This is a genomic window from Polaromonas sp. P1_E11, assembly GCF_056405995.1.
On record NZ_JBFUBA010000001.1, the window covers coordinates 1,013,705 to 1,037,047 of the forward strand.

The window sequence follows — 23,343 nt, forward strand, 5'->3', positions numbered from 1 at the left end:
GTGACCCCCGCTGTCATCGAGCGGCTGGACACCCTAAGCGCCTACGCCCGGCAACTGCTCGCCTCCCGCCAGGGCGGCGCAGAGCAACCCATCCGCGCCGAACTTTTCGGTGCGCAGCGCTTTGAGGAACACGGTCGCAGCCTGGCCGCAGCCCAGCCTATCAGGCCTGCCGGCAGCCCCGATCACGGCCCGCCTTTTTTCCCGCGCGTGCAGGAAAACATCGCTGCAATCCGCCTTGCTTACGACTACATCGCCCTGACTTCGCTGACAGGCCACTACGTAACGCCTGCCGCCGAATGGCTGCTCGACAATTTCCACCTTGTCGAAGCCCAGCTGCAACAGATCCAGGATGGCGTCCCGCTGCGCTACTACGCGGATTTGCCCAAGCTGGCGAGCAAGCCGTTGGAGGGCCTTCCCCGGGTATACGGTATTGCCTGGGCCTATGTAGCGCACACCGACAGCGTGCTGGACCCGGAGCTCTTCACGGCCTTCCTGCATGCCTACCAGGAGGTCAGTGAACTCAATCTTGGCGAACTCTGGGCCTTGCCGACCACGCTGCGCGTGGTCCTGCTGGAAAACCTGCGCCGTATGGCCGACCGCATCGCCTGGAACAAGGTGGCCCGTGAAGTGGCGCATGCCACCTGGGACAAGGCCGGCGTACTGAGCCTGCAGGATCTCGACGAGCTGTACGGCCTGATGCAGGCCCACGGCCTTGAACGCAGCTATCTCACGCAGCTCTGGCAGCGCATGCCCGCCGAACGTGAAGAGCCGGACTCGCCTTCGGCGCCACCCCTCGTCCGCTGGACCGAAAAGCATTGCGGCGATGCCCTGGGCATGATCGGCGAAGGGCAAACCACCCAGGTCGCCGCCAACCTGACCGTCAGCAACATCATCACCACCTTGCGGCTCATAGGTCAAGTGGAGTGGGTGGAGCTGATCGAGCCGGTCAGCCATTCCCTGCAGGTCTTGCGCCGGCTGCCCAGCTTTTCCCGCGAAAGCGAAATGACGCGCCAGCAGATCACGCGCGCCATGGAGAGGCTGGCGCAGCAAACCGGTAAATCCGAGCGCGCCGTCGCCGAAGCGGTGCTGGCTGCCGCGCACCAACCCAACAACTCTCCGGCGGCACACACCGCCGGCTACTACCTGATAGGACCGGGCCGCCCGCTGCTGGAAGCAGCATTGCAGCCCGACGCAGCGCCCCGCAAACCATCGCCGGCCCCCGAAACACCGCGCGCCTGGCGCCTGCCGCTCTACGCGGCCGCATGGATTACCGGAACCGCTGCGTTGCTCAGTTGGGCTGCGCACCCCCTCGCCACACTGCCCTGGACGGCGTGGGTGGCCCTGGTGCTGATGGTCTGGCCCGCGTCAGAGGTGGTCGCTGCGCTCATCCACCGGCTGATCGCTGAATCCACACGCATACAGCCCCTGGCCCGTCTCGATTTCAGCACGGGCATCCCGGCTGAACACCGCGTGCTGGTGGTGATACCTTCGATGCTTTCTTCAGCTTGTGCCAACAGCGAACTGGTGCACCGCCTGCAGCTGCACTGGCTGGCCAGCCGCGAAACCCATGCGCAGTTTGCCCTGCTGACAGACTGGGCTGACGCCGACGCCGAGAGCCTGGCCGGCGATTCAGAGCTGCTCGAAGACGTCCTTGTCAAACTGCGCGCGCTCAACGCAGCCTGCCCGCCGGCGAGCTCCGACTTACCAGCAAGATTTTTACTGCTGCACCGCCCGCGCAGCTGGTCCGCGACGGAGCGCCGATGGATCGGGGCGGAACGCAAGCGTGGCAAGCTCGAAATGCTGTTGCGGCAACTGGCCGGACACTCGTCATCGCAATTTGTCCCTGTGGACGGCAACATGCGGTTGGCGCCGGGCATACGCTACGTGCTGACGCTCGACAGCGACACCAGCCTGCCGGCGGGCTCCCTGCGCGAACTGGTAGCCATCGCTGCGCACCCGTTGAACACGCCGCACGTCGACCGCGAGACGCGGCGCGTGACCGCCGGCTACGGCATCCTGCAGCCCCGCGTGGCCATGCCCCTGTCGGCCCATCACGAGCGTTCACCTTTCCATGCGATGTTTGCGGGCCAGCGCGGCCTGGATCCCTACAGCAACGGCACCTCCGACCTGTACCAGGACGTGTTCGGCATGGGCAACTTCATCGGCAAGGGCCTGCTGCATGTCGAGGCCGTGCATGCCGTGCTGGACAGCCGCATGCCCGAGGGTGCCATCCTGAGCCACGACCTGCTGGAAGGCAGCATTGCCCGCTGCGGCTACGCAGGCGACGTCGTGCTGATGGAAGACCACCCACATCACGCGGGCGTGGCCGCATCACGCGTACACCGCTGGACGCGCGGCGACTGGCAATTGCTGCCGCTGATGCTGTATGCGAAGCGCTACGGCATTGATGCCCTGGGCCTGTGGCGCATGGCAGACAACCTGCGTCGTTCGATGATCGCCCCGGCCTGCTTCGCGCTTCTAACCTGGACAATATTCACGGGTGCGCTGCCTGTGGCGACTGCACTGGTTTTCACCGTGCTGGCATTCCTGGCCGGCCCCTTGATGGGTGCGCTGGCAGGGCTGGTTCCCACGCGGCGAGGCATCGCCTGGGGGCACTTCTTTGACGTCGGCATGCGCGATGTGGCCCGCAGCATGGCGCAGGCGCTTTGGCAATTGAGCCAGCTGCCCGCCCTTGCCGCCCTGTCGTTCGACGCCATCACACGGGCCCTCTGGCGCATGGCCATCAGCCGACGCCATCTGCTGCAGTGGACCACTGCCGCCCAGGCCCAGGCTTCCGCCCAGTACACGCTGGGCGCTTTTGTCCGCAACCATGCCCCGGTGTCCGCGTTGTGCCTGGCGCTGGGCACGGCCGCATGCTGGGGGGTGTACCCCCTGATCGGTCCGGTGCTTTTCCTGCTGTGGGCGCTGGCGCCCGCAGTGGCCTGGTGGGGCAGCAAGCCGGCCGTTCGCACGCCATACCTGTCACTCAGCGCCGCAGACCGCGCCTACCTCATGAAGCTGGCGGCCCAGACCTGGCGCTTCTTTGAACGCTGCGTCGGCCCCGAAGACCACCACCTGCCGCCGGACAACCTGCAGATGGAGCCGGAACCGACGATCGCACACCGCACCTCGCCAACCAACATCGGCCTGTACCTGATGGCTGCAGCCTGCGCGCGCGAGTTCAACTGGATATCCACCACAGAGCTGATCGCGCGGCTGGGCGCCACGCTGGGCACGGTCGAGGCACTGCCCAAGCACCAGGGACACCTGCTCAACTGGTATGAAACCCGGTCGCTCCAGGTGCTGCCTCCGGCCTATGTTTCCACCGTAGACAGCGGTAACCTGGCGGGCCACCTGCTGGCCGTCGCGCAGTGTGTTCGCCAGCTGGCGGCGCACCAGGAAACATCGCCAGGCGAATCCACCCAACTCCTGGAACTGGGAGCCCGCTGTGAAAAGCTTTGTATGGCGATGGATTTCGGCGGCCTTTACAGCCCCAAGCGCCACCTGTTTCATATCGGGCTGCGTGTGCACGAACAGGCACTTGACGCCAGCTATTACGACCTGATCGCCTCGGAGGCGCGCCTGACCAGCTTCCTGGCGATTGCCAAAGGTGATGTGCCGCGGCGCCACTGGTTGGCGTTGGGCCGCGCCTTCCTGACGGTGGGTGTAACGCCCGGCCTGAAGTCCTGGTCAGGCTCGATGTTTGAATACCTGATGCCTTCGCTGGTCATGAGCGAGCCCGACGAAGGCCTGCTGCATGTGTCCGGCCTTGCGGCCGTCAAGGAGCAGCAGGCCTGGGGCCAGGCGCAGGGCCTGCCTTGGGGCGTTTCGGAGTCGGCCTACTTTGGGCAAGACCATACACTGGCCTACCAGTATTCGCCGTTTGGCGTGCCGCGGCTGGCCCTTCGGCGGACCCCGCCTGCCGACCGCGTCGTGGCGCCCTATGCCAGCATCATGGCGTCCCAGTTCACGCCGCAGGAGGCGGTCGCCAACCTGCGCCAGCTTGAGCAATGGGGTGCGCGCGGCGAATACGGCTTTGCCGATGCGCTGGATTTCACCGTCGCCAGGCAACCGGGCGCCCAGGCGATGAGCCTGGTCAACACCTACATGGCGCATCACCAGGGCATGTCACTGGTGGCGCTGTGCAATGTGCTGTGCAACGAAGCACCGCGCCGCTGGTTCGCTTCGGCGCCGCTAGTGCAGGCTTTCGAATCGCTGCTGCATGAAAAAACACCGCGCCAGATCATCGAAAGCGCAGACCCGCGCGCATTGCCCGAACCCGCGGAGCTGGCCGAAGCCCGGCTGTACCATTCGCGTGAGCTCGACCCGGCCATGCCCGGCTGGCAACCGACACAGCTGCTGTCCAATGGGCGCTACAGCGTCGCCCTGCGTGCCAATGGGGCCGGTGTCAGCCGCTGGCGTACCGCAGGCAAGACTTACAACATCACCCGCTGGCGCGACGACCTGCTTCGCGATGCCTGCGGTACCTTCATCTACCTGCGTCCGTCCGGCCAGGAGCAGGCCTGGTCCCTGACGCAACATCCGGCGCCGCATCCCGGCTGGCAATACAAGGCCACCTACCTGCCGGACCGCGTGCAATTTGACGTGAGCTCCGATCAGCTGGAGGCAAGCACCAGCGTGCTGGTCAGTCCCGAGGACGACACCGAAATGCGCAACGTGACGCTGCGCAACCTGTCGGCCACGGAGATGACGCTCGACGTGATTTCATGTTTTGAAGCGGTGTTGACCGACCCGCGCGCCGACGAGGCCCATCCGGCATTTTCGAACCTGTTTGTCCAGACACGCTGGCATCCCGAATGGCGCGCCCTGCTGCTGTCGCGCAAACCCCGGCTGCAGGGCGATCCTGTCATGGCGGTCGCACATTTCCTCGCCAATTCAGAGGCCAACGTCCGCGCCATCGATTTCATCTCGGACAGGCGCGCCTTTCTGGGCCGTAACCGGGAGCCGGGCCAGCCGGCATTGCGGACCGAGGCGCACGGCCAGGACGGCTCACCCATCAACGGACTGGACCCGGTTGCGGGCCTGCGCCTTCGCATCCGCATTCCGGCAGGCGGCGTGGCCCGGCTCAGCTTTGCCACAGCCGCCGCGTCCAGCAGCGACGAACTCGCAGCACGCATCGACAAATACCTGCAGCCCATGCACGTGGAGCGCGCTACCCGCATGGCCGCCACGCTGGCCCAGGTGCGGCTGCGCGACCTGGGGGTCGACCCTGAGGAAAATGCAGCGCTGCAGGACCTGAACACGGCGCTGATGTACAGCTGCGCGCGGCCAATGGCAGAACGCGGCCTGCTGGACCAGCGCCAGCTCTGGCGTTTCGGCATCTCGGGAGACAAACCCATCGTACTGGTGCTCATCCACTCCAGCAACGGGATGGCGCTGGTGCATTCATTGCTGCGGGCCCAACCCTGGTGGAGTTTCTGCGGGCTGGGCACCGACGTGGTCATCCTCAACAGCGAAGTCAATTCCTACCTGATGCCCTTGCAACGCGACATCCTGGCGCTGCGCGACCGCACACTGCAACAAACGGAAAACAGCTTTCCGCGCAGCGACGCCGGTGGTTTTTACCTGCTGCGCGACCAGGAAATCGTGCCCTCGGAAAAAGCCGCACTGACGGGGTTGGCACGCGTCATTCTGGTGGCAGACGGCAGGCCGCTTGAGCAACAGGCCGCAGCGCTGCGCAACACGGCCAACGCCCAGCGCCGTGCGGGCTCTGCCACCCGTCCGCTGCCAGCGCTGTCCTCTGGTTCTACCAGCGCCACCGGTCAGCCCGGTGCACTGCAGACACCCCAGGGGCACTTCGATGCCGGCACCGGCGAGTTCCGGTTTGACGTTGACAGCCTGCATCGTCCGCCCCGACCATGGATCAACGTGATCGCGAATCCCTCTTTCGGCTTTCAGGTGTCGGAGACCGGCGCCGGCTACACATGGGCAGTCAACAGCCGGCTGCACCAGGTCACGCCCTGGTCCAACGACCCGGTGGCGGACCCCACCTTCGAGCACTATCTGCTGCAGGATGTGGACACGCAGCAGGTGCTGGCATTGAGCCCGTCTGCACAACACGGCCCGGCGCCTGCCTGCCGTGTGCGTCACGGCCAGGGCTACACCGTATTCGAATGCCAGCACGGTGCGCTGCATGCGGAAACCACTTTTTTTGTTGATCAGGCTGATCCGGTCAAACTGGTGCAGGTAAGGCTTCATAACCAGGGCAGCACCACACGCAAGCTGCGCGCCCTGGCCATGGTCGAATGGCAGATGGGTGCTGCACGCCACGAACGCCGCACCATCCATGCGTGGAAAGACAAAGACAGCCTGCTGACTGCCGTGTTTGCGCAGCAGCGTGAAAGCCGGGCGGGCTTCGGCGGCAGCACGGCGTTCCTGTCACTGGCCGGTTTACCCGGCACACCCGAGTGGACCTGCGACCGAAGCGAATTTTTCGACGCAACAGGCCGGCTGGTGCCTCCTTCCGCCCTGGGCCAGAATGCCGCCGGCGGCGTGGACCCCTGCGCCGCGCTGGCAAGCGAGTTCTCCCTGCCTCCCGGCCAGGCTCTTGCGTTCACCTTCCTCCTCGGCCATGCCGGCGACGCCACGCAGGCGCTAAAACTGGCCCGCAGCTGGCAAGGCAAAGATGCGGCGCAGGCGCTTGAACAGGTCAAGGCTTATTGGTCCGGATTGCTGGGCAAAGTGCAGGTGCAGACGCCCGATCCGCTGTTTGACGCCCTGGTCAACCGCTGGCTGCTCTACCAGACCCTGGCATCGCGCCTGTGGTCCAAGGCCGGTTTCTACCAGGCCGGCGGCGCATTCGGCTTTCGGGACCAGTTGCAGGACGCCATGGCCTTCGCCGTCATTGAACCGGGCCGCCTGCGTGCGCAAATCATGCTGAACGCCTCGCGCCAATTCCCCGAGGGGGATGTCCAGCACTGGTGGCACGCGCCCGGCGGTGAAGGCGTGCGCACCCATTTTTCAGACGACTTGCTGTGGCTGCCCTATGCCTGCGCCTGGTATATCCAGGTCACAGGAGACACCAGCATCCTGGATGAAGAGGTTGCCTTCATCGACGGGCCGTCGATTCCCGAAGGTGCGGAAGACGCGTATTACGCGCCGCAAACCAGCGGGCAAACCGCCACGGTGTTCGAACACTGCGCCCGTACCCTGGACCGCAGCCTGGCCATAGGCGCACACGGCCTTCCGCTGATGGGCACGGGTGACTGGAACGACGGCATGAACCGCGTGGGCCACGAAGGCCGCGGCGAGTCTGTCTGGCTGGGCTGGTTTTTATGCCGCGTGGTCAATGACTTTCTGCCCCTGGCCACATCGCGCGGCGACGACGGCCGTGCACAGCGCTGGCGCCAGGCCCGCTCCGGCTGGGTTGCTGCCCTGCACGACGCCGGCTGGGACGGTGCCTGGTTCCGCCGGGCGTTCTTCGACAACGGCGCTCCACTCGGCTCTTCCACCAATGACGAATGCCGCATCGACCTGATTGCACAAGCCTGGTCGGTCCTTTCCGGCGCTTCCACCGAGGCTTTCATCGGCCCCGCCATGCAGGCCATGAATGAACAGCTGGTGGACAACGAAGCGGGCCTGCTGCGCCTGCTGGCGCCGCCGCTGGAAAAGTCGGACAACAACCCGGGCTACATCCAGGCCTACCCGCCGGGTGTGCGTGAAAACGGTGGCCAGTACTCGCACGCTGGCGTCTGGGCCATGATGGCGCAAGCCATCACCGGCGACACCGAAGCCGCCTGGGAAAGCTTCAAGGCACTGAGCCCCGCCCACCGCAGCGAACACCCCGTTCGCGGCCCCGCCTATGAGCTGGAGCCCTACGTGATGGCGGGAGACATCTATGGCGCGGCGCCCTATGTGGGCCGCGGCGGCTGGAGCTGGTACACCGGCTCGGCTGCGTGGCTGCACCGCGCGGCGGTGGAAAACATTCTGGGCCTCAAGGTGCAGCAAGGCACGCTGTCGCTGTCGCCCCGCGTGCCAGGGCACTGGCCCTCGTTTGAGATCACGCTGCGCCTGCAGGAGCGCGTGGTGAAGTTTCGCTGGCAACGCGCGGGACTTGCCGCAGAAGACACTTTCAAGCCCGACATGGTGATTACACCGGGACAGGTGGTGCTGCTGGCCGACCTGCCGGCGCAAGCGGCGTTGTTGGTGCAGGCTGAAGCAAATTGAATTTCTCGCCGCTATTGATTTAATAGCTACTCGCGCTCATTGCGTAAGGGCCGGGAGCCTGTTTTCCTTATAAACACCCCCTCTTTTTGACTCCGGGGCATCTCAGGCGTTCTTCATGTCGCCCAACATCGACGGCGTGCGATGTGTGGCAGGGGGCAGGTATACGGGCACTTCGCCCGCATCCACGGTTTCAATCAGGCCCAGCGTCAGCAACGAGCGCAAGGATTCGTCAAGCGATCGCGGCGGCATGAACTGCTGCAACTGCTCGAACCAAACGCCCGTGCCGCACATCTCCAGTACGTCGCGGAGGTAAGGCGACAACGAGCCGGTGGTCTGCACCTTGGTGTTCACCATGTCCACACAGGCGCGGCCTCCCGGCGTCAGCCGGTAACAGCGTGAGGCGAGGCTTGGAAGAGGAGGCGCATGGTGGATCGAGCTCATGGTGTTTCCTTAGGCAGCACTCATGGTGAACCTGCGGCCATGAAGTGTTCTTGACGGAAATCAAGAGCGGGGTCCCGCCTGACACGGTGTTCTTGACGGCAGTCAAGATTTGGGGTTTTAGAGCGCTCCTGCGTAAGATTCACCCGGTTTGTAAAGTGCAGTCAGGTGAGGCAGACGAAAAGCCGCTAGCCAATGTAAGGCCCCTTGACTTCACCCCAGCCCCATCTCGGCATGGGCGCATCAGCGTCCACCGTGGCGCCCGGCTGCGAATTGATCACGGCCAGTCGCGAACCCCACTCAAGGTATCCCACCAGCGCCGACCTGAATTCGGGGTCGTCGGGCATGCCCAGTTCATCCGCCGTTTCAAGCAGCAGGGCCACCCATCGGCGCCGCTGCTCCTGCAGCAGATGCCGGTTCAGGTGCTGCCGGATCATGTGCGGATGGCCGCCATGCTGCTTCGAATATGTCGCGGGTCCACCCAGGACTTCGCCCAGAAATGCGGCGACATGGGCCGGGTGGCCGTCGTCCATGTGCGCGAACACAGGCCCCAGCAAGACATCCTTCTTCACATGCTCATAAAAGCGCGTGGTCAATCGGGTCAGAGCGTCTATGCCGCCTACCCACTCGTACAAGCTTGGAATGACACGTTCTGGCATGGCGATGTCCTGGCCGATTCAGTGGAAAGATTTTTCAGGGAAAACGCAGATTAACATTGCCACCGGCATTCGTGCCACCACATTCATAACGTCCATAAGCCCCCGTCATATACCCACCATGCTCACCATTGAAGGACTGTGGTTCCGCTACCCCAACCCGCAAGTCGAAATCCTTGCCGACTGGTCCGGCGAAATTCTGCCCGGTGTCACGCTGGTGCAAGGCGGTGACGGGCGTGGCAAGAGCACCATGCTTCGCCTGCTGGCGGGGGCCTTGTCGGCCGATGAAGGGCAGTTACGGCTTAACGGTATTTCCCTCACAGACAAGCCGGATGCGTATCGCCAGCAGCTGTTCTGGGTGGAGCCGCGCACCGACAGGTTTGATCAACTTACACCGCCGCAGTATTTCGAAAATGTTCGCGGTCGGTACCCAGGGTTTGACGCGGATTTGATAGCCCCGTTGATCGAAGGCCTGGGGCTGGAGCCGCATATGCACAAGCAGCTTTTCATGCTGTCCACCGGATCGAAGCGCAAGGTCTGGCTGGCGGCGGCGTTTGCTTCGGGTGCTGCGGTGTTGCTGCTTGATGAGCCTTTCGCCGCGCTGGACGCTCCCTCGATTGCCTTTGTCAAAGAGCGGCTTCAAGACATCTCAACGCATGCAGGGCGGGCGGCGGTCATTGCAGACTATGCGGCTCCTAGCGGTGTGCCGCTGGCCGGTGTGATCGACCTGGGCGACTGAGCGGGAACCGAATTACTTCGGAACGAAAGCCAGCTGCTGCGCGACAAACCCGTCAAAGGCTTTGAGCAGCGGCTGGTATTTTTCGGGATCACTTTCCAATTGCGCCAGTGCCGCGCACGTTGCCTCCAATGTCGAGAGCTGCCCCGGCTTGTGCGCCTTGCGGATCAGGTAGTTTGAGGCCGGCATATCCTCCAGCGACAAGCGAGGGAGTTGCCGCAGCACCGGGCTCAGGTGCAGCATCTTGCGGCTTTTGCGCCAGGTGCTGTCCAGCACCACGAGCCGCACGCGCGATGGGTCTTTGAGTTGCGCGGTATCCGCGGCGGCTGCTTTGTCTTCCGGCGTCTGCGGATACAGGAGCACGGTGTACCTCGTCTCTTTCAGCACATCATGCAAGCCAGCCTCGTCAAAGACTTCACCCGTCAGCATCCGGCTGCGCGGCAAGCTCAGATGCAGCAGGCAGGCACTGTTTTTGGCATGGTCGACCTCCAGCGGGTGCTGGAGGATAAGTACTTCCGCTTCATGCGCCGTCGGTGTGATCCAGGCGCAGATGCAGGCGCTTTGTGGGCGAAGGCACGCGGCGCAGCGCGGGCGTGTCACGGGCAGCGACCCGTCTCAGGGCTTGCGCTTGTCGGCCACGTCTGCCTTGTCGCCATTGACATAGGCATTTCTCAGATGCACCGGCTTGCTCTTTTTCTTGCGCATGCGGATATTGAGCATCTCCACCGCCACCGAGAACGCCATGGCAAAGTAGACATAACCCTTGGGTACATGATGGTCCAGGCCCTCGGCGATAAGCACCACACCCACCACGACAAGGAAAGACAGTGCCAGCATCTTGATGGTGGGATGGTTGGACACGAAGCGGCCGATGGCCGGTGCAAACAGCATCATCAGGCCCACTGACGCTATGACCGCCGCAATCATGACCGGCAGGCTGTCCACCATGCCGACGGCGGTGATGATGGAGTCCAGCGAGAACACCATATCCACAATCATGATCTGAACGATCACGGCCGCAAACGTGGCCTTGACGGCACTGGAAGCATGGCCCTCCTCGCCTTCCATCGACTGGTGGATTTCGCCGGTGCTCTTCCAGATCAGGAACAGGCCACCGGCAATCAGGATCAGGTCGCGCCCAGAGATTTCCTGCTTGAAAATGGTGAACAGCGGATCCACCAGCCCGATGATCCACGACAGCACAAACAGCAAGCCGATGCGCATGAACATCGCCATAAAAAGGCCCAGGCGCCTTGCCAGCTCCTGTTTGTCCTTGGGCAATTTGTCGACCAGGATGGAAATAAAGATGATGTTGTCGATGCCCAGCACAAGTTCCAGCGCAGTGAGCGTGGCAAAAGCGATCCACATTTGCGGATCAGTCAGCAGTTCCATCATGGCATTACCTCTTTCTTTTTAACGCGACCGAATCGCAAAACGGTTAATGGTTTTATACCAGCATGAGCCGCAGGGCCGGCTTTGCCGGACTGCAGGCGGGCGGCTCCCTCGGGGGGCAGGAAGCTACACGAAGTGAGCGACCGTGGGGGCCACATCAACTGCCGAGAAATTCACCAATCGGCTTCAGGTCATCGATGCGGTCGCAAATCGATTTGACAATCATCAGGATGGGGATGCCGAGCAACAGGCCCCACACCCCCCAGAGCCAGCCCCAGGCCAGCAAGCCGACGAACACCGCCACCGGACTCATGCGGCTGGCACGGCTGGTAAGCCACGGCGTCAGCAGGTTACCCACCACGGTGTGAATGGCCAGCGAGGCCCCACCCACAGCCAGCGCCATGTTGAGCGAGCCAAATTGCATAAAGGCTACCAGGGCCGACGTCGCCGCCGTGACCAGGGAGCCTACGTAAGGAATCAGGTTCAGCACGGCAGCGGCAATGCCCCACACGGCGGGGTTTTCCAGCCGCAGCGCCCAAAGCGCCAGCCAGGTCAGCACCCCGACCAGCGCACTGGTCAAGAGCTGCACCTGCAGGTAGCGCTGGATCTGGTCGGTGATCTCATTGAGCGCCTGCAGCGTGATTTTTTTGCTGCTGATGCTGGAGCCCGCAAGCTTGATCAGCTTGCGCCGGAAGCTGTCGCCCGAAAGCATCAGGAAGTAGGTGAAGAAAATCACCACGGTGGCCTGGCCGATCAGTGCAACCAGCCCGATGGTGCCTGACCAGAGGTAATTCTTGATGTTGAAACGGGCAGGCTCAACCACGACACGCATCGCCCCACGCGTGTTGCTGGTCGCCGCACTTTCCTGCGCGGCCTGTTCAAGCTGTGCGGCGGCTTTCTGTACGGTTTCCAGTGCACTGTCGGACTGGTTGGTGCGCACCTTCACGGCCTGGCGGAATTTCTGCGCCGCAGCCGGTAGCGCTTCCAGCAGCTGCGCCGCTTCGTCGCTGAGCGAATACGCCGTGGTGCCGATGCTGCCCACAATCGTCAGCAACACCACGGCAGCGCTCAGCCAGCGTGGAACGTGTTTCGTTTCAAACCAGTTGACCACCGGTGAAAAAGCATAGCTGAACAAAACGCCCAGCATCACCGGAATAAAGACGGCCTTGGCCCAGTGCAGTACAAACAGGCAGGCCAGACCCGCCAGCACCACCAGCGACATGCTGCGGATATCGACCGGGACCCGGACATGCAGCTGTTCAGGATCGCCCGGCACTACTGGCGGCGCCGCGCGTACGACACGCTCTGCGGGTTCTTCGGTCATATGTCTCCCATATTCGTTTTTGCGCCTGGGGCGTGACAAAAAAGCACACCACAACTCCCAGGCTGTACTTACATATTGCAACCGATATGCCCAGGAAAATTTGTAGGACGCTTTCGCTGGAACTGTGTTCCCAAACCGGATTGACGCTGACGCACCTGCTCGCCCTGGCAGCCATGACTCCATCCTGACGCGGAGAAGCAGGCTCGGGAGCAGGCTCAGGCCGCGATGGCTTCCCGAACGGCGCTCAGCTGCCGCCGGGATACCGCCAGCAGCTCATCAATACCATTGAGCCGTACTGCCCACCCCTCACCCTCTTCGGGATCGAAATGTTTTTCCAGCGCGCGCACGGCCCGGCGCGCAATCAGTGCGTTGCGGTGAATGCGCATGAAACGGGCCGCGTGGCGCTCTTCCAGCTCGCTCAGGGATCCATCGAGGATGTAGCTGCGGGTCGCGGTACGCACAGTGATGTATTTGAGTTCGGCTTTGAAATACAGCACCTCAGCCAGCGGCACACGTTCGGTACGGCCGCGGTCCTGGATGATGAGCGTTTCTTCCGCTACATCCGACGCGGACGTCCGGGTAGCCTGGCCCAAACGCTCTACCTTCTGCAATGCCTGCTGCAGGCGTTCCAGGCGCACCGGCTTCGTGAGGTAGTCGACGGCCTCCAGTTCAAAGGCCTGTACCGCATGTTCGGAATGGGCAGTGACAAACACCAGGGCGGGGGGCTGCGCAAGTGAAGCAATGGTGCGCGCCAGCGCGATACCGTCAACGCCGGGCATGCGGATGTCAAGCAGCACCGCATCGAATGATTCACGCTGCAAGGCCTTCATGGCCTGAACAGCATCGGCGGCTTCAGCTGCCGCCACTGCGGCCGGGGCGGTGCAATCGCCCAGCAGGGTGCGCAGGCGCGAACGCGCCAGGGCTTCATCGTCAACTACCAGTACCTTGAGCGTCATGCAGGAATCTCCAGTCGAACCTGAAATATGCCGTCCTTGAACACGGTCTTGAATTTCGCCTCGACATCATGCAGCAGCGCCAGGCGTTCGCGCACATTGGCCAGCGCCAACCCGTGGCCGCGCTCACCGGCGCCTGCGGGGGTTGAATTGGTCACCTTGATCACCACCGTGCTGCCTCGACGGAGGGTCGATATTTTCAGCTGCGCGCCGCTGGCGCTGGGTTCCACACCATGCCTGACGGCATTTTCCACCAGCGGCTGCAACAGCAGCGGCGGCAGCTTGGCCTGGTCCGCCTCGGTGTCCAGGCTCCACTGCACCTGCAGGCGCTCACCAAAGCGAATCTGCTCAATGGCGAGGTAACGCTGCGCCAGCGCGATCTCCTGTCCCAGCGTCACGGATTCGGCCGGGTCGGCCAGTGCGCTGCGAAAAAGCTCGCTCAGGTCTTCCAGCACTGCCTCGGCCTTGGCGGGCTCCGCACGCACCAGCGCAATGGCGCTGTTCAGGGTATTGAAAAGGAAATGGGGGCGAATGCGCGACTGCAGTTCGGCAAGGCGTGCCGCCGTGGCTGCCGGCGTACGCGCCTTGGCCCGCCAGAACAGCCCCGCCAGCATCATGGCGGACAGCAAGGCACCCGCCGCCGCACTGGCCCACCAGGGCACCGGCTGGAGCAGGCCCAACAGGGCCAGCAAGCCGCAGCCGTACAGCCCAGACACCACGCCCAATGCAATACCCGCCGCCCACTGGTGTGAGGGCTCCAGGCGGTTCAACCGCCCTTTCAGCGCACACACCGCAATCAGCCAGGCCAGGGTGGCCGGCAACACACCGCCGGTGAGCAGCGAAAAACTCAGCAACCAGTCCAGGGGTTCGCGCGCAGCGAACATCACACACACGCCGGTCACTGCCTCTACAAACAGCACGGCACGCAAAACCACACCCACGTGACAAGCATCAAACATGCTGGTGCGGGTGGAAGTGCGCGGCGCTGCTTCCTCGTCGCCCGGAATAAAGCTGCCCAGCAACGTGGATTCGCTGAAATTCTTCTGATCGGGCACAGGCTTCATGGAGGTCGACGGCTCTTCGGTATCGTGGAAAAACGGATTCAGCCGGGGCGGCGCACGGCAGGGGTTTCCCACGGGGTCCGGCACCCAGATAAAATCATTGGGAAGAGTATTGCACTGCCCAAGGCGATTCGGCCATGGGTTAACACTATTTAGGCCCGGCCGGCTGCGCAACTGCCCGAAATGGCGTGCTTTACCCCACAGACCGGCCAGTGACTGCCTCAAAGAAAGCCCTGACGTGAATCAATTCGACAAAAAGTCCCAAGCCTGGTCCGCCCTTTTTTCCGAACCCATGAGCGACCTGGTGAAGCGCTACACGTCCAGCGTGTTTTTTGACAAGCGCCTGTGGCAAGCCGACATTGCCGGCTCGCTCGCTCACGCCGAGATGCTGGCAGCGCAAAAGATCATTCCCGCCGCCGACTACGCCGACATCCAGAAAGGCATGGCGCAGATCACATCCGAAATCGACTCCGGCGCTTTTGAGTGGAAGCTGGACCTCGAAGACGTGCACCTCAACATCGAAGCGCGCCTGACCCAGCTGGTGGGCGACGCCGGCAAGCGCCTGCACACCGGCCGCAGCCGCAACGACCAGGTCGCCACTGATGTGCGCCTGTGGCTGCGCAGCGAGATCGACCTGATCGGCGGGCTGCTGACCGACCTGCAAAAAGCACTGGTCGACATCGCCGAGAAAAATGTCGAAGTCATCCTGCCCGGCTTTACGCACCTGCAGGTAGCCCAGCCGGTGAGTTTTGGCCACCACATGCTGGCCTATGTGGAAATGTTCAGCCGCGACGCCGAACGCATGCTGGAGATCAGGAAGCGGGTGAACCGCCTGCCGCTGGGTGCTGCAGCACTGGCCGGCACCAGCTACCCGCTGGACCGCGAACGCGTGGCCAAAACGCTGGGCATGGTCGACGAAAGCGGCCAGCCGCAGGTGTGCCAGAACAGCCTGGACGCCGTGAGCGACCGTGACTTCGCGATTGAGTTCACGGCAGCCGCGTCGCTCGCCATGGTGCACATCAGCCGCATGAGCGAAGAACTCATCCTGTGGATGAGCCAGAATTTCGGCTTCATCCACATTCCCGACCGCTTCACCACCGGCTCGTCCATCATGCCGCAGAAGAAAAACCCCGATGTGCCCGAACTGGCGCGCGGCAAGACCGGCCGCGTGGTCGGCCACCTGATGGGCCTGATCACGCTGATGAAGGGCCAGCCCCTGGCCTACAACAAAGACAACCAGGAAGACAAGGAGCCGCTGTTCGACACCGTCGACACGCTCAAGGACACGCTGCGCATCTTTGCCGAGATGGTGGCCGGCATCACCGTCAAACCCGAAGCCATGGAAAAGGCCGCGCTACGCGGCTACGCCACCGCCACCGATCTGGCCGACTACCTGGTGAAAAAAGGCCTGCCCTTCCGTGATGCCCATGAAACCGTGGCCCACGCCGTCAAGGCCGCCACAACCCATGCGGTGGACCTGTCTGAACTGCCGCTGGCCGTACTGCAGGAATTCAACCCCGGCATCGAAAAAGACGTGTACGACTGCCTGAGCCTGCGCGGCTCGCTGAACGCCCGCAACATCCTGGGCGGCACGGCGCCGGCGCAAGTCAAGGCACAAATCGCACGGCACCGGGCGCGGCTGGGCTGAACTGAGCCGCCGGCGGGAGCATGTTTTACGCAATTCCGCTGGAAAACCGGCCGACCTGGAGCAACCCGCCATGGTTGACGATTCTGCTGATCCTGGTGAACATGGCGGTGTTCTGGGGTCCGCAGCGCGCTGAAGAAAATGCCCAGAAAAAGGCCGCGGCGTTCTATCTTTCAAGCAGCCTGCCGGCGCTGGAGTTGCCGGCCTTCGTCGACTGGCTTGGAGAGACCGCGTCACCACGAGCGCCGGCGGCCAGACGCATGCTGGAGCAGCGCCGTTACGGCGCACTGCTCGACGGACTGGAGCACGAAAAAACCTTTCTCGCGCGCTTGCACGGAGGCCTCATCATCCGGCCCGGCCACCCGGCCCATTCACAGTGGGAACAAGACCGGCGCCGGTATGAAGCACTGCAACCTGTGCCGTTCACAGCCCACTGGGCCCAGGACAATACCAAAGACGCGCCGTTTCGCCCGGTGACCTGGATCACCGCGGCCTTCCTGCACGCTGACACAAGCCACCTGATCGGCAACATGGTGTTCCTCTTCCTGTTTGGTTTTTCCGTGGAACTCGCGTTGGGCCGCAGTCTTTATCTGGCGTTTTATCTCGCGGGCGCACTGGGTGCTTCGCTGCTGGCCGGTTGGGCCTATGCCGGGCAGGGCGGCTACGGCCTGGGTGCCTCCGGTGCGGTTTCCGCCCTGATGGGCATGTATGCCGTGATGTACCGCCTGCGCCGCATCCGCTTTTTCTACCAGCTGTTTTTCTATTTCAACTACGTCACAGCGCCCGCGCTGCTGCTGCTTCCCGCCTGGATCGCCAACGAACTGCTGCAGCATGTCATCGGCGGCAAGGGCGTGGCCTATATGGCGCATCTGGGCGGGCTGCTCACCGGTGCGCTTCTAATGGCCGCGGCTATGCACTGGCGCAAACTCACGCCACCGCCTGCGGCGGCCGAGCAGGTCGAAGACGGATTCGAGCGGCATGTCGCCGAGGCCAAACGGCTGGCGGCCGAGATGAAATTCGACGCCGCCTGCGCACAGTGGCGGGCCGCGGCGAAACTGCGGCCCACCGACGGCGAAGTGCTGCGTGCCTGGTTCAACACCGCGCGGCTGCAGCCGGCCGGCGAAGATTTCCACGGTGCCGCGCGCCGCATCTTCCGCCTCGCGCCCAGCGACGACGCCACGCTGGAACTGCAGCATGCCAGCTACCGCACCTATCTGGACCAGGCCAAACCCGGCGCGCGCCTCAAACCCGATGACATGGCGCGGCTGGCGCGCCGCTTCACGCGCGCCCGCCAGTTCGACGACGCCGACAAGTTGTGCCGCGCGCTGCTCAAAAGCGCGCCGGAGCATTCGGGACTCGCCGACACGCTGGGCGTCTGCGCCCAGGGCTGGTTGCGCGCAGGGCAGCGCGAGCGCGCCTTGTACTGGCTGCCGCACCTGCAGCGGCTCGCCCCCAACGACATGGCCACGCGCGCGCTCGCGCAGGCCTGAACCGCCGTCTCAGCCACTTCAGGCGGCCGGCTGGTCGCGCAGCAGCCAGCGCACCTCGCGCGTCGCCTCGCTGTCGGGATAGCGTTCCTCGAGCACGGCCAGCACTGGGCGAGCCATGTCGGCACGGTTCATGCCCTGGGTCAGCACCCGCGCGATGAGCTCGTAGGCCTGCGGGATCGCGGCGTGGCCGCGAAAACGCTTGTCAAAGCTGCGCAGAATGGCAAGCGCCGCCTGCGCGTCGCCGGCGCGCCAGGCGGCGCGTGCCAGGGCCAGTGTCTGCCCGCCATCTTCCAGGACAAACGCAGGTTCACGCGCACGGCAGTCCTGCCAGGCCTTGAGCGCCTCGGCTCCCAACTCCTGCTGCAGCAGCAGCGCAATAAACCGCTTTGCATTCTCAATCAGCGTCGGCGTCTTGTCGGCCATCAGCAATACGCGGTGATAACGCCGCAGCGCAGCGACGTCGTTGGGCCGCATGCGCTGGTCTTCGTAGGCGATATTGAGCGCGGCGGGGATATCTCCTTCGGTCACCAGTTCAGCGACCAGCGCGTCGGTTTCCTGGCGCGCGATTTGTTCGGGGCTGCGCCGCTCGGGTGGCGCGTCGTCTGCGCCGGCACCTGGCAGAAGATCGATGTCGAGCCCCTCATGGTGCTGATACATCACGTAGCCCAGGAGGCTGGCCATGACCCAGCCGAAGTAGATGAATGCAAAATTGAACAACGGCACCAGCAGCCAGAGGCTGACCAGGGGCAGCAGCAGCACCAGCGCGACCTGTGCACCGCTGCTCAACAGAAACAGGAACAGGCACAGCGCGAGATAAGGCGCGCCGATGACACGCACGACACCCAGAATCGCGGCGGGGTTCAACGAGCGCATCGCGCTGCCCGATTGCACCAGGACAATGACGGTCGCCGGAAGCAGGAATGAAAACACGAAAGTCGCGACCGTGGCGAGCTTGCTGTTGACCGATGCCACGAGGCCCAGGATAACTGCCTGCACGACGAAGACGCCGAACAGCTTCCAGGGAAGGCTGCTCCACTCGTCGTCAAGCCGCGATGGAAAATCGCTGGCGCGCGATATTCCGCGCGAGCCGAGCACGGCGACCTTGAAGCCGTACCGACTCGCGGCCAGCAGGATGCCGAGTTCGACAATCACCCACATCAGCCCCCGCGGGAGGAAAAAGAATAGCTGCGGCAGAAGGCTGCAAAACGCCAGGAACAGCCCATAGGCCAAAGGCGCCCCCTGGAACGGGAATGCGAAGAATTTGTTGAGGCGGTGCCAGAACGGCTTGACCGCGGACTTGCCGGCCACCATGTCTAAAGAGCGCCGTGTGTTGTGACGGACCGCCCCACCTGCATGAACTCTCCCATCTCAGCTCCCTATTGTTGTGCTGCGATTTTAGTGCGCCGGGCTCGCTATAGAACCAGCCTTTCGGGGACGGGCTCTCCGTCTGGGCAAGGCATGAGGGAAAAACAGCCTGCCCATCGTGGTTTAAGGCCCGCCTAAGCCCCGCCGCCGCATAATCTTTGCAAAAGCCAAGCGGCCTCACCCCTGACGAAAGAAACATGCGTTTATTGCTGGTTGAAGACGACGCCATGATCGGCGAGACCGTGCTGCAGGTGCTGCGCGGTGAGCACTATGCCGTCGACTGGGTGCGTGACGGCCGCATGGCCGACGAGGCCCTGAACAGCGAACAGTACGACCTGGTGCTGCTGGACCTGGGCCTGCCCAAACGCGACGGCCTGGAAGTGCTGCGCGCTTTGCGGGCTCGCCGCAACACCACCCCGGTGATGGTGGCCACGGCGCGCGACGCCGTCGGTGACCGCATCGCCGGGCTGGATGCCGGCGCCGACGACTACGTCGTCAAGCCCTATGACACTGACGAACTGCTGGCCCGGATTCGCGCGCTGATACGCCGCAGTGCGGGCCGCGCCGAGCCGGCGTTTGAACACAAGGGCGTGAGCCTGAACCCGGCCACGCGCGAAGCCAGCCTCAACGGCCAGCCGGTGTCGCTCTCGGCACGCGAATGGGCGGTGCTCGAACCCTTGCTGGCACGTCCGGGCGTGGTGCTGTCGCGCGCGCAGCTTGAAGAAAAACTCTTCAGCTGGAAAGACGACATCAGCAGCAACGCGGTCGAGGTCTACATCCACGGTGTCCGTAAAAAACTCGGCAACGACGTGATTCAGACTGTGCGCGGCCTGGGCTACCTGGTGCCCAAACAATGAGGAAGCCGGCAAGTCACTCCCTGAGAAGAAGGCTGCTCTGGTTCGTGCTGGCCGCCATCTTCCTGGCCGCCCTGGTGCAGGCAGCCACGGCTTATCGCGGCGCCTTGCTGCAGGCCGACGCGATGTTCGACGACCATTTGCAGCAAATGGCGCGCTCCCTGCGCAGCGGCATTCCACTCAACATTCCCCTGGACGAGACCGACGAAGACGACCGCTTCGAGGTGTATGTGCAGATCTGGGGCCAGGACGGCACACAGATTTTCCGCTCCACCCGATCAGCGCTTCCACCACGCGCAGTGCTCGGCTTTTCAGACGTCGAAGCGCATGGCAACCGGTACCGCGTCTACACCTTGCAGACTGCGTTGCAAACCGTGCAGATTGCGCAGGACCTGGACGCCCGCTCGGCGCGCGCCCGCTCCCTGGCCGTGCGCGCCGTGTTGCCCTTTGCCTACCTCACCCCGTTGCTCATGCTCGCCGTGTGGTGGGTCATCAGCCGTTCGCTGGCGCCCATCGAGCGTGCCCGGCGGCAGGTAGCCGGGCGCCCGGCCGACGATTTGTCGCCACTGGCCGACGACGGCTTGCCCGACGAAGTGCGGCCGCTGGTGGAAGAGCTCAACCTGCTGTTTGGCCGGGTGCGCGGCGCTTTCGAGGCGCAGCGGCATTTTGTGGCTGATGCGGCGCACGAACTGCGCTCGCCGCTGACGGCGCTCAAGCTGCAGGCACAGGCCCTGCGCCGAAATGACGAAGAGCCCGCTGCCCGGGAAGCCGCCATCGGCCGGTTAAACCAGGGCATAGACCGGGCGATACGGCTGGTCGAGCAGCTGCTGGTGCTGGCCCGCGAGGAAGCCGCCGGCGCGGCACAAACCGGAGCCGATGCAGGCCAGGCATCCATCGCTGCCACGCTTGTTGACCTGCGCGATGTGGTGAAGCTGGCCGTGGCCGACGTATTACCTCATGCGGGCCACAGGCAAATCGATCTGGGCCTGGCCGGCAGCGAGCCACTGCAGCCCGTGCAGGTGAAAGGCCAGAGCGAGGCCTTGCGCATCCTGCTGCGCAACCTGCTGGACAACGCCGTCAAGTACACGCCGGTGGCGGGCCAGGTCGATGTGTCGGTGGGCGTGCAGGGCGGCCGGCCGATGCTGACGGTGGAAGACAGCGGCCCGGGCATCGCCGCAGAAGACCGGCATCGCGTGTTTGACCGGTTCTTCCGCGCCGCCAGTGTCACGGACGCGGCGGGCGGGTCGGCTGGATCGGCGATATCTCCGGAAACCGGCAGCGGTCTCGGATTGGCCATCGTCAAGGTGATTGCCGAACGATACGGCGCGACGCTACAGCTCGGCACGTCAGACCGCCTGGGTGGACTGCGGATTGAAGTCCGGTTTCCGGCGGGCGAGATGACCGGCTAGCAGCCGTCATTTGCTACCATTTTTATAGCTGCTTGCGCCCGTCTATTGTGGGCTGCAGCCATTTTTTTATCAAGATTCACGTCCGCGACGCTGCCCCTTCCTCCGTCGCGCAAATTTAAGCCCCGCCTAAGGCTGCCACCCCATAGTTGTACCCATCGGCACCGGTGTGTGCCCTCAACGCAAGGAAGCCCATCCATGAAATCTGAAGCATTGAAAAATACCCGGCTCGTCGCTGCACTTCTGGCTGCGGGCGCCATCGGTGGCGCTGGCGTCAGTGCGCTTAATGCTGTGCACCCTGCCGCCACGGCAGCCGTCCCTCCGGCCATCACCGCCGGCACCACAGCCTCAGTGCCCATGGCCCTGCCCGACTTCTCGCAGATCACCGAACGCTACGGCCCGGCGGTCGTCAACATCAGCGTGACCGGCACCACCAAAGTACGAAACGACTCCCCGATGGCACAGGATGACGGCGATGACGACGACACGCCCTCCGGTGATCCGTTCTTCGAATTCTTCAAACGCTTCCAGCAAGGCCCGGGGGCCCGCGGCGGCCGCGGGGGCCAACAGCAGGAAATGCCCACACGCGGCCAGGGTTCGGGCTTCATCGTCAGCCCCGACGGCATCATCCTGACCAACGCCCATGTGGTGCGCGATGCAAAAGAGGTCACCGTCAAGCTGACTGACCGGCGAGAATACCGCGCCAAGGTGCTGGGTGCCGACCCCAAGACCGATGTGGCCGTTCTGCGCATCGACGCCAAAAACCTGCCCGTGGTGACACTCGGCAAGATCAGCGAACTCAAGGTCGGCGAATGGGTGCTGGCCATTGGCTCGCCCTTCGGTTTTGAAAACACCGTCACTGCCGGCGTGGTCAGCGCCAAGGGCCGTTCACTGCCCGACGACAGCGCCGTGCCTTTCATCCAGACCGACGTGGCCGTCAACCCCGGCAACTCGGGTGGCCCGCTGTTCAACGCACGCGGCGAAGTCGTGGGCATTAACTCGCAGATCTATACCCGCAGCGGCGGCTACCAGGGCGTGTCTTTCGCCATCCCGGTCGACGTGGCGGTCCGCATCAAAAACCAGATCGTGGCCACCGGCAAGGTCGAACATGCCCGTCTGGGGGTAGCGGTGCAGGAGGTCAACCAGTCCTTTGCCGACTCCTTCAAGCTGGACAAGCCCGAAGGCGCGCTGGTCTCGAGTGTGGAAAAAGGCGGCCCGGCAGACAAGGCCGGCCTGCAGTCGGGTGACGTGATCCGCGGCGTGAACGGCCAGCCCATCGTGTCGTCGGGCGACCTGCCCGCGCTGATCGGCCTGGCGGCGCCCGGCGACAGCATCCGGCTGGACATCTGGCGGCAGGGCGCCGCCAAGGTGGTCACTGCCAGGCTGGCCAATGCCGACGAGAAGACGGCCCAGGCCGCCGCCAAAAAAGATACACCCAACCAGGGCAAGCTGGGCCTGGCGCTGCGCCCGCTGCAGCCCGATGAAAAGCAGGAAGCCGGCGTGGACAACGGCCTGGTGGTCCAGCAGGCCAGCGGCCCGGCGGCAATGGCCGGGGTGCAGGTTGGCGATGTATTGCTGTCCATCAACGGCGTTCCGGTGAAAAACATCGACCAGGTGCGCGCCACCGTGGCCAAAGCAGAGAAATCCGTGGCGCTTCTGATACAGCGGGGCGACAGCAAAATTTTTGTGCCGGTGAACTTCAGCTGAGCATCCTGACGCTGGGCCCTCCGCTTTTTCGCTGAAGGCCCTCTGAAAATCACACCAGCGGGCTCCAGGCCCGCTTTTTTTTGGCCGGTTTTGCCCATTTCACGGGACATTTTGTTACATCCAGATCGG

General features: G+C 63.8%; 15 protein-coding genes. 7 read left to right on the forward strand and 8 right to left on the reverse strand.

Annotation, left to right across the window (positions count from 1 at the left end; all coding sequences use genetic code 11):
* Complete coding sequence (locus tag AC1D11_RS05060; protein ID WP_477647271.1) at nucleotides 1–8,187, forward strand: glycoside hydrolase family 94 protein; 8,187 nt, start codon at nucleotides 1–3, stop codon at nucleotides 8,185–8,187.
* A gap of 102 nt (nucleotides 8,188–8,289) precedes the next feature.
* On the opposite strand, the gene AC1D11_RS05065 is transcribed toward AC1D11_RS05060, so the two are convergent.
* Complete coding sequence (locus tag AC1D11_RS05065) at nucleotides 8,290–8,628, reverse strand: hypothetical protein (protein WP_477647272.1); 339 nt, start codon at nucleotides 8,626–8,628, stop codon at nucleotides 8,290–8,292.
* Between the two features lie 185 nt (nucleotides 8,629–8,813).
* Nucleotides 8,814–9,284 carry a group II truncated hemoglobin gene (locus tag AC1D11_RS05070; RefSeq protein WP_477647273.1) on the reverse strand — a complete coding sequence of 157 codons (471 nt, stop codon included), beginning with the start codon at nucleotides 9,282–9,284 and terminating at the stop codon, nucleotides 8,814–8,816.
* Nucleotides 9,285–9,402: 118 nt separating this feature from the next.
* Between AC1D11_RS05070 and AC1D11_RS05075 the strand changes: the two genes are divergently transcribed.
* The gene (locus tag AC1D11_RS05075; protein WP_477647274.1) at nucleotides 9,403–10,020 is read left to right on the forward strand and encodes an ABC transporter ATP-binding protein; all 618 of its coding nucleotides are present in this window, start codon (nucleotides 9,403–9,405) and stop codon (nucleotides 10,018–10,020) included.
* 12 nt (nucleotides 10,021–10,032) lie between these two features.
* Here AC1D11_RS05075 and AC1D11_RS05080 read toward each other — a convergent pair whose 3' ends face one another.
* The 5 genes from AC1D11_RS05080 to AC1D11_RS05100 all read right to left on the reverse strand — a co-directional run bounded on the left by AC1D11_RS05080 (nucleotide 10,033) and on the right by AC1D11_RS05100 (nucleotide 14,750).
* Nucleotides 10,033–10,617, reverse strand: a complete 585-nt coding sequence (locus AC1D11_RS05080; RefSeq protein ID WP_477647275.1) for a tRNA-uridine aminocarboxypropyltransferase — start codon at nucleotides 10,615–10,617, stop codon at nucleotides 10,033–10,035.
* Nucleotides 10,618–10,632: 15 nt separating this feature from the next.
* Complete coding sequence (locus AC1D11_RS05085) at nucleotides 10,633–11,412, reverse strand: TerC family protein (protein ID WP_477647276.1); 780 nt, start codon at nucleotides 11,410–11,412, stop codon at nucleotides 10,633–10,635.
* A gap of 154 nt (nucleotides 11,413–11,566) precedes the next feature.
* Entirely contained in the window at nucleotides 11,567–12,733 is a 1,167-nt protein-coding gene (locus tag AC1D11_RS05090; RefSeq protein WP_477647277.1) for an AI-2E family transporter, read from the reverse strand.
* A 215-nt stretch (nucleotides 12,734–12,948) separates the two neighbouring features.
* The gene (locus tag AC1D11_RS05095; protein ID WP_477647278.1) at nucleotides 12,949–13,689 is read right to left on the reverse strand and encodes a LytR/AlgR family response regulator transcription factor; all 741 of its coding nucleotides are present in this window, start codon (nucleotides 13,687–13,689) and stop codon (nucleotides 12,949–12,951) included.
* Entirely contained in the window at nucleotides 13,686–14,750 is a 1,065-nt protein-coding gene (locus AC1D11_RS05100) for a sensor histidine kinase (protein WP_477647279.1), read from the reverse strand. The genes AC1D11_RS05095 and AC1D11_RS05100 overlap by 4 nt, the downstream gene beginning before the upstream one ends.
* 235 nt (nucleotides 14,751–14,985) lie before the next feature.
* Between AC1D11_RS05100 and argH the strand changes: the two genes are divergently transcribed.
* Nucleotides 14,986–16,395, forward strand: coding sequence for an argininosuccinate lyase (gene argH, locus AC1D11_RS05105; RefSeq protein ID WP_477647280.1), 1,410 nt, complete (start codon nucleotides 14,986–14,988; stop codon nucleotides 16,393–16,395).
* Between the two features lie 20 nt (nucleotides 16,396–16,415).
* The gene (locus AC1D11_RS05110) at nucleotides 16,416–17,882 is read left to right on the forward strand and encodes a rhomboid family intramembrane serine protease (RefSeq protein ID WP_477647281.1); all 1,467 of its coding nucleotides are present in this window, start codon (nucleotides 16,416–16,418) and stop codon (nucleotides 17,880–17,882) included.
* 18 nt (nucleotides 17,883–17,900) lie between these two features.
* Here the strand turns inward: AC1D11_RS05110 and AC1D11_RS05115 are convergent, their stop codons facing one another.
* A complete protein-coding gene (locus tag AC1D11_RS05115) occupies nucleotides 17,901–19,193 on the reverse strand; it encodes a tetratricopeptide repeat protein (RefSeq protein WP_477647282.1) in 1,293 nt (430 codons plus the stop codon).
* A 251-nt stretch (nucleotides 19,194–19,444) separates the two neighbouring features.
* On the opposite strand from AC1D11_RS05115, the gene AC1D11_RS05120 reads away from it, so the two are divergent.
* The 3 genes from AC1D11_RS05120 (at nucleotide 19,445) to AC1D11_RS05130 (ending at nucleotide 23,214) form a co-directional block, all read left to right on the forward strand.
* Nucleotides 19,445–20,104, forward strand: coding sequence for a response regulator (locus AC1D11_RS05120; protein WP_457279431.1), 660 nt, complete (start codon nucleotides 19,445–19,447; stop codon nucleotides 20,102–20,104).
* Nucleotides 20,101–21,510: an ATP-binding protein gene (locus tag AC1D11_RS05125; protein ID WP_477647283.1), complete on the forward strand. Its 1,410-nt coding sequence runs from the start codon at nucleotides 20,101–20,103 to the stop codon at nucleotides 21,508–21,510. The genes AC1D11_RS05120 and AC1D11_RS05125 overlap by 4 nt, the downstream gene beginning before the upstream one ends.
* Before the next feature lie 195 nt (nucleotides 21,511–21,705).
* Nucleotides 21,706–23,214: a DegQ family serine endoprotease gene (locus AC1D11_RS05130; protein WP_477647284.1), complete on the forward strand. Its 1,509-nt coding sequence runs from the start codon at nucleotides 21,706–21,708 to the stop codon at nucleotides 23,212–23,214.
* Nucleotides 23,215–23,343 lie beyond the last annotated feature (129 nt).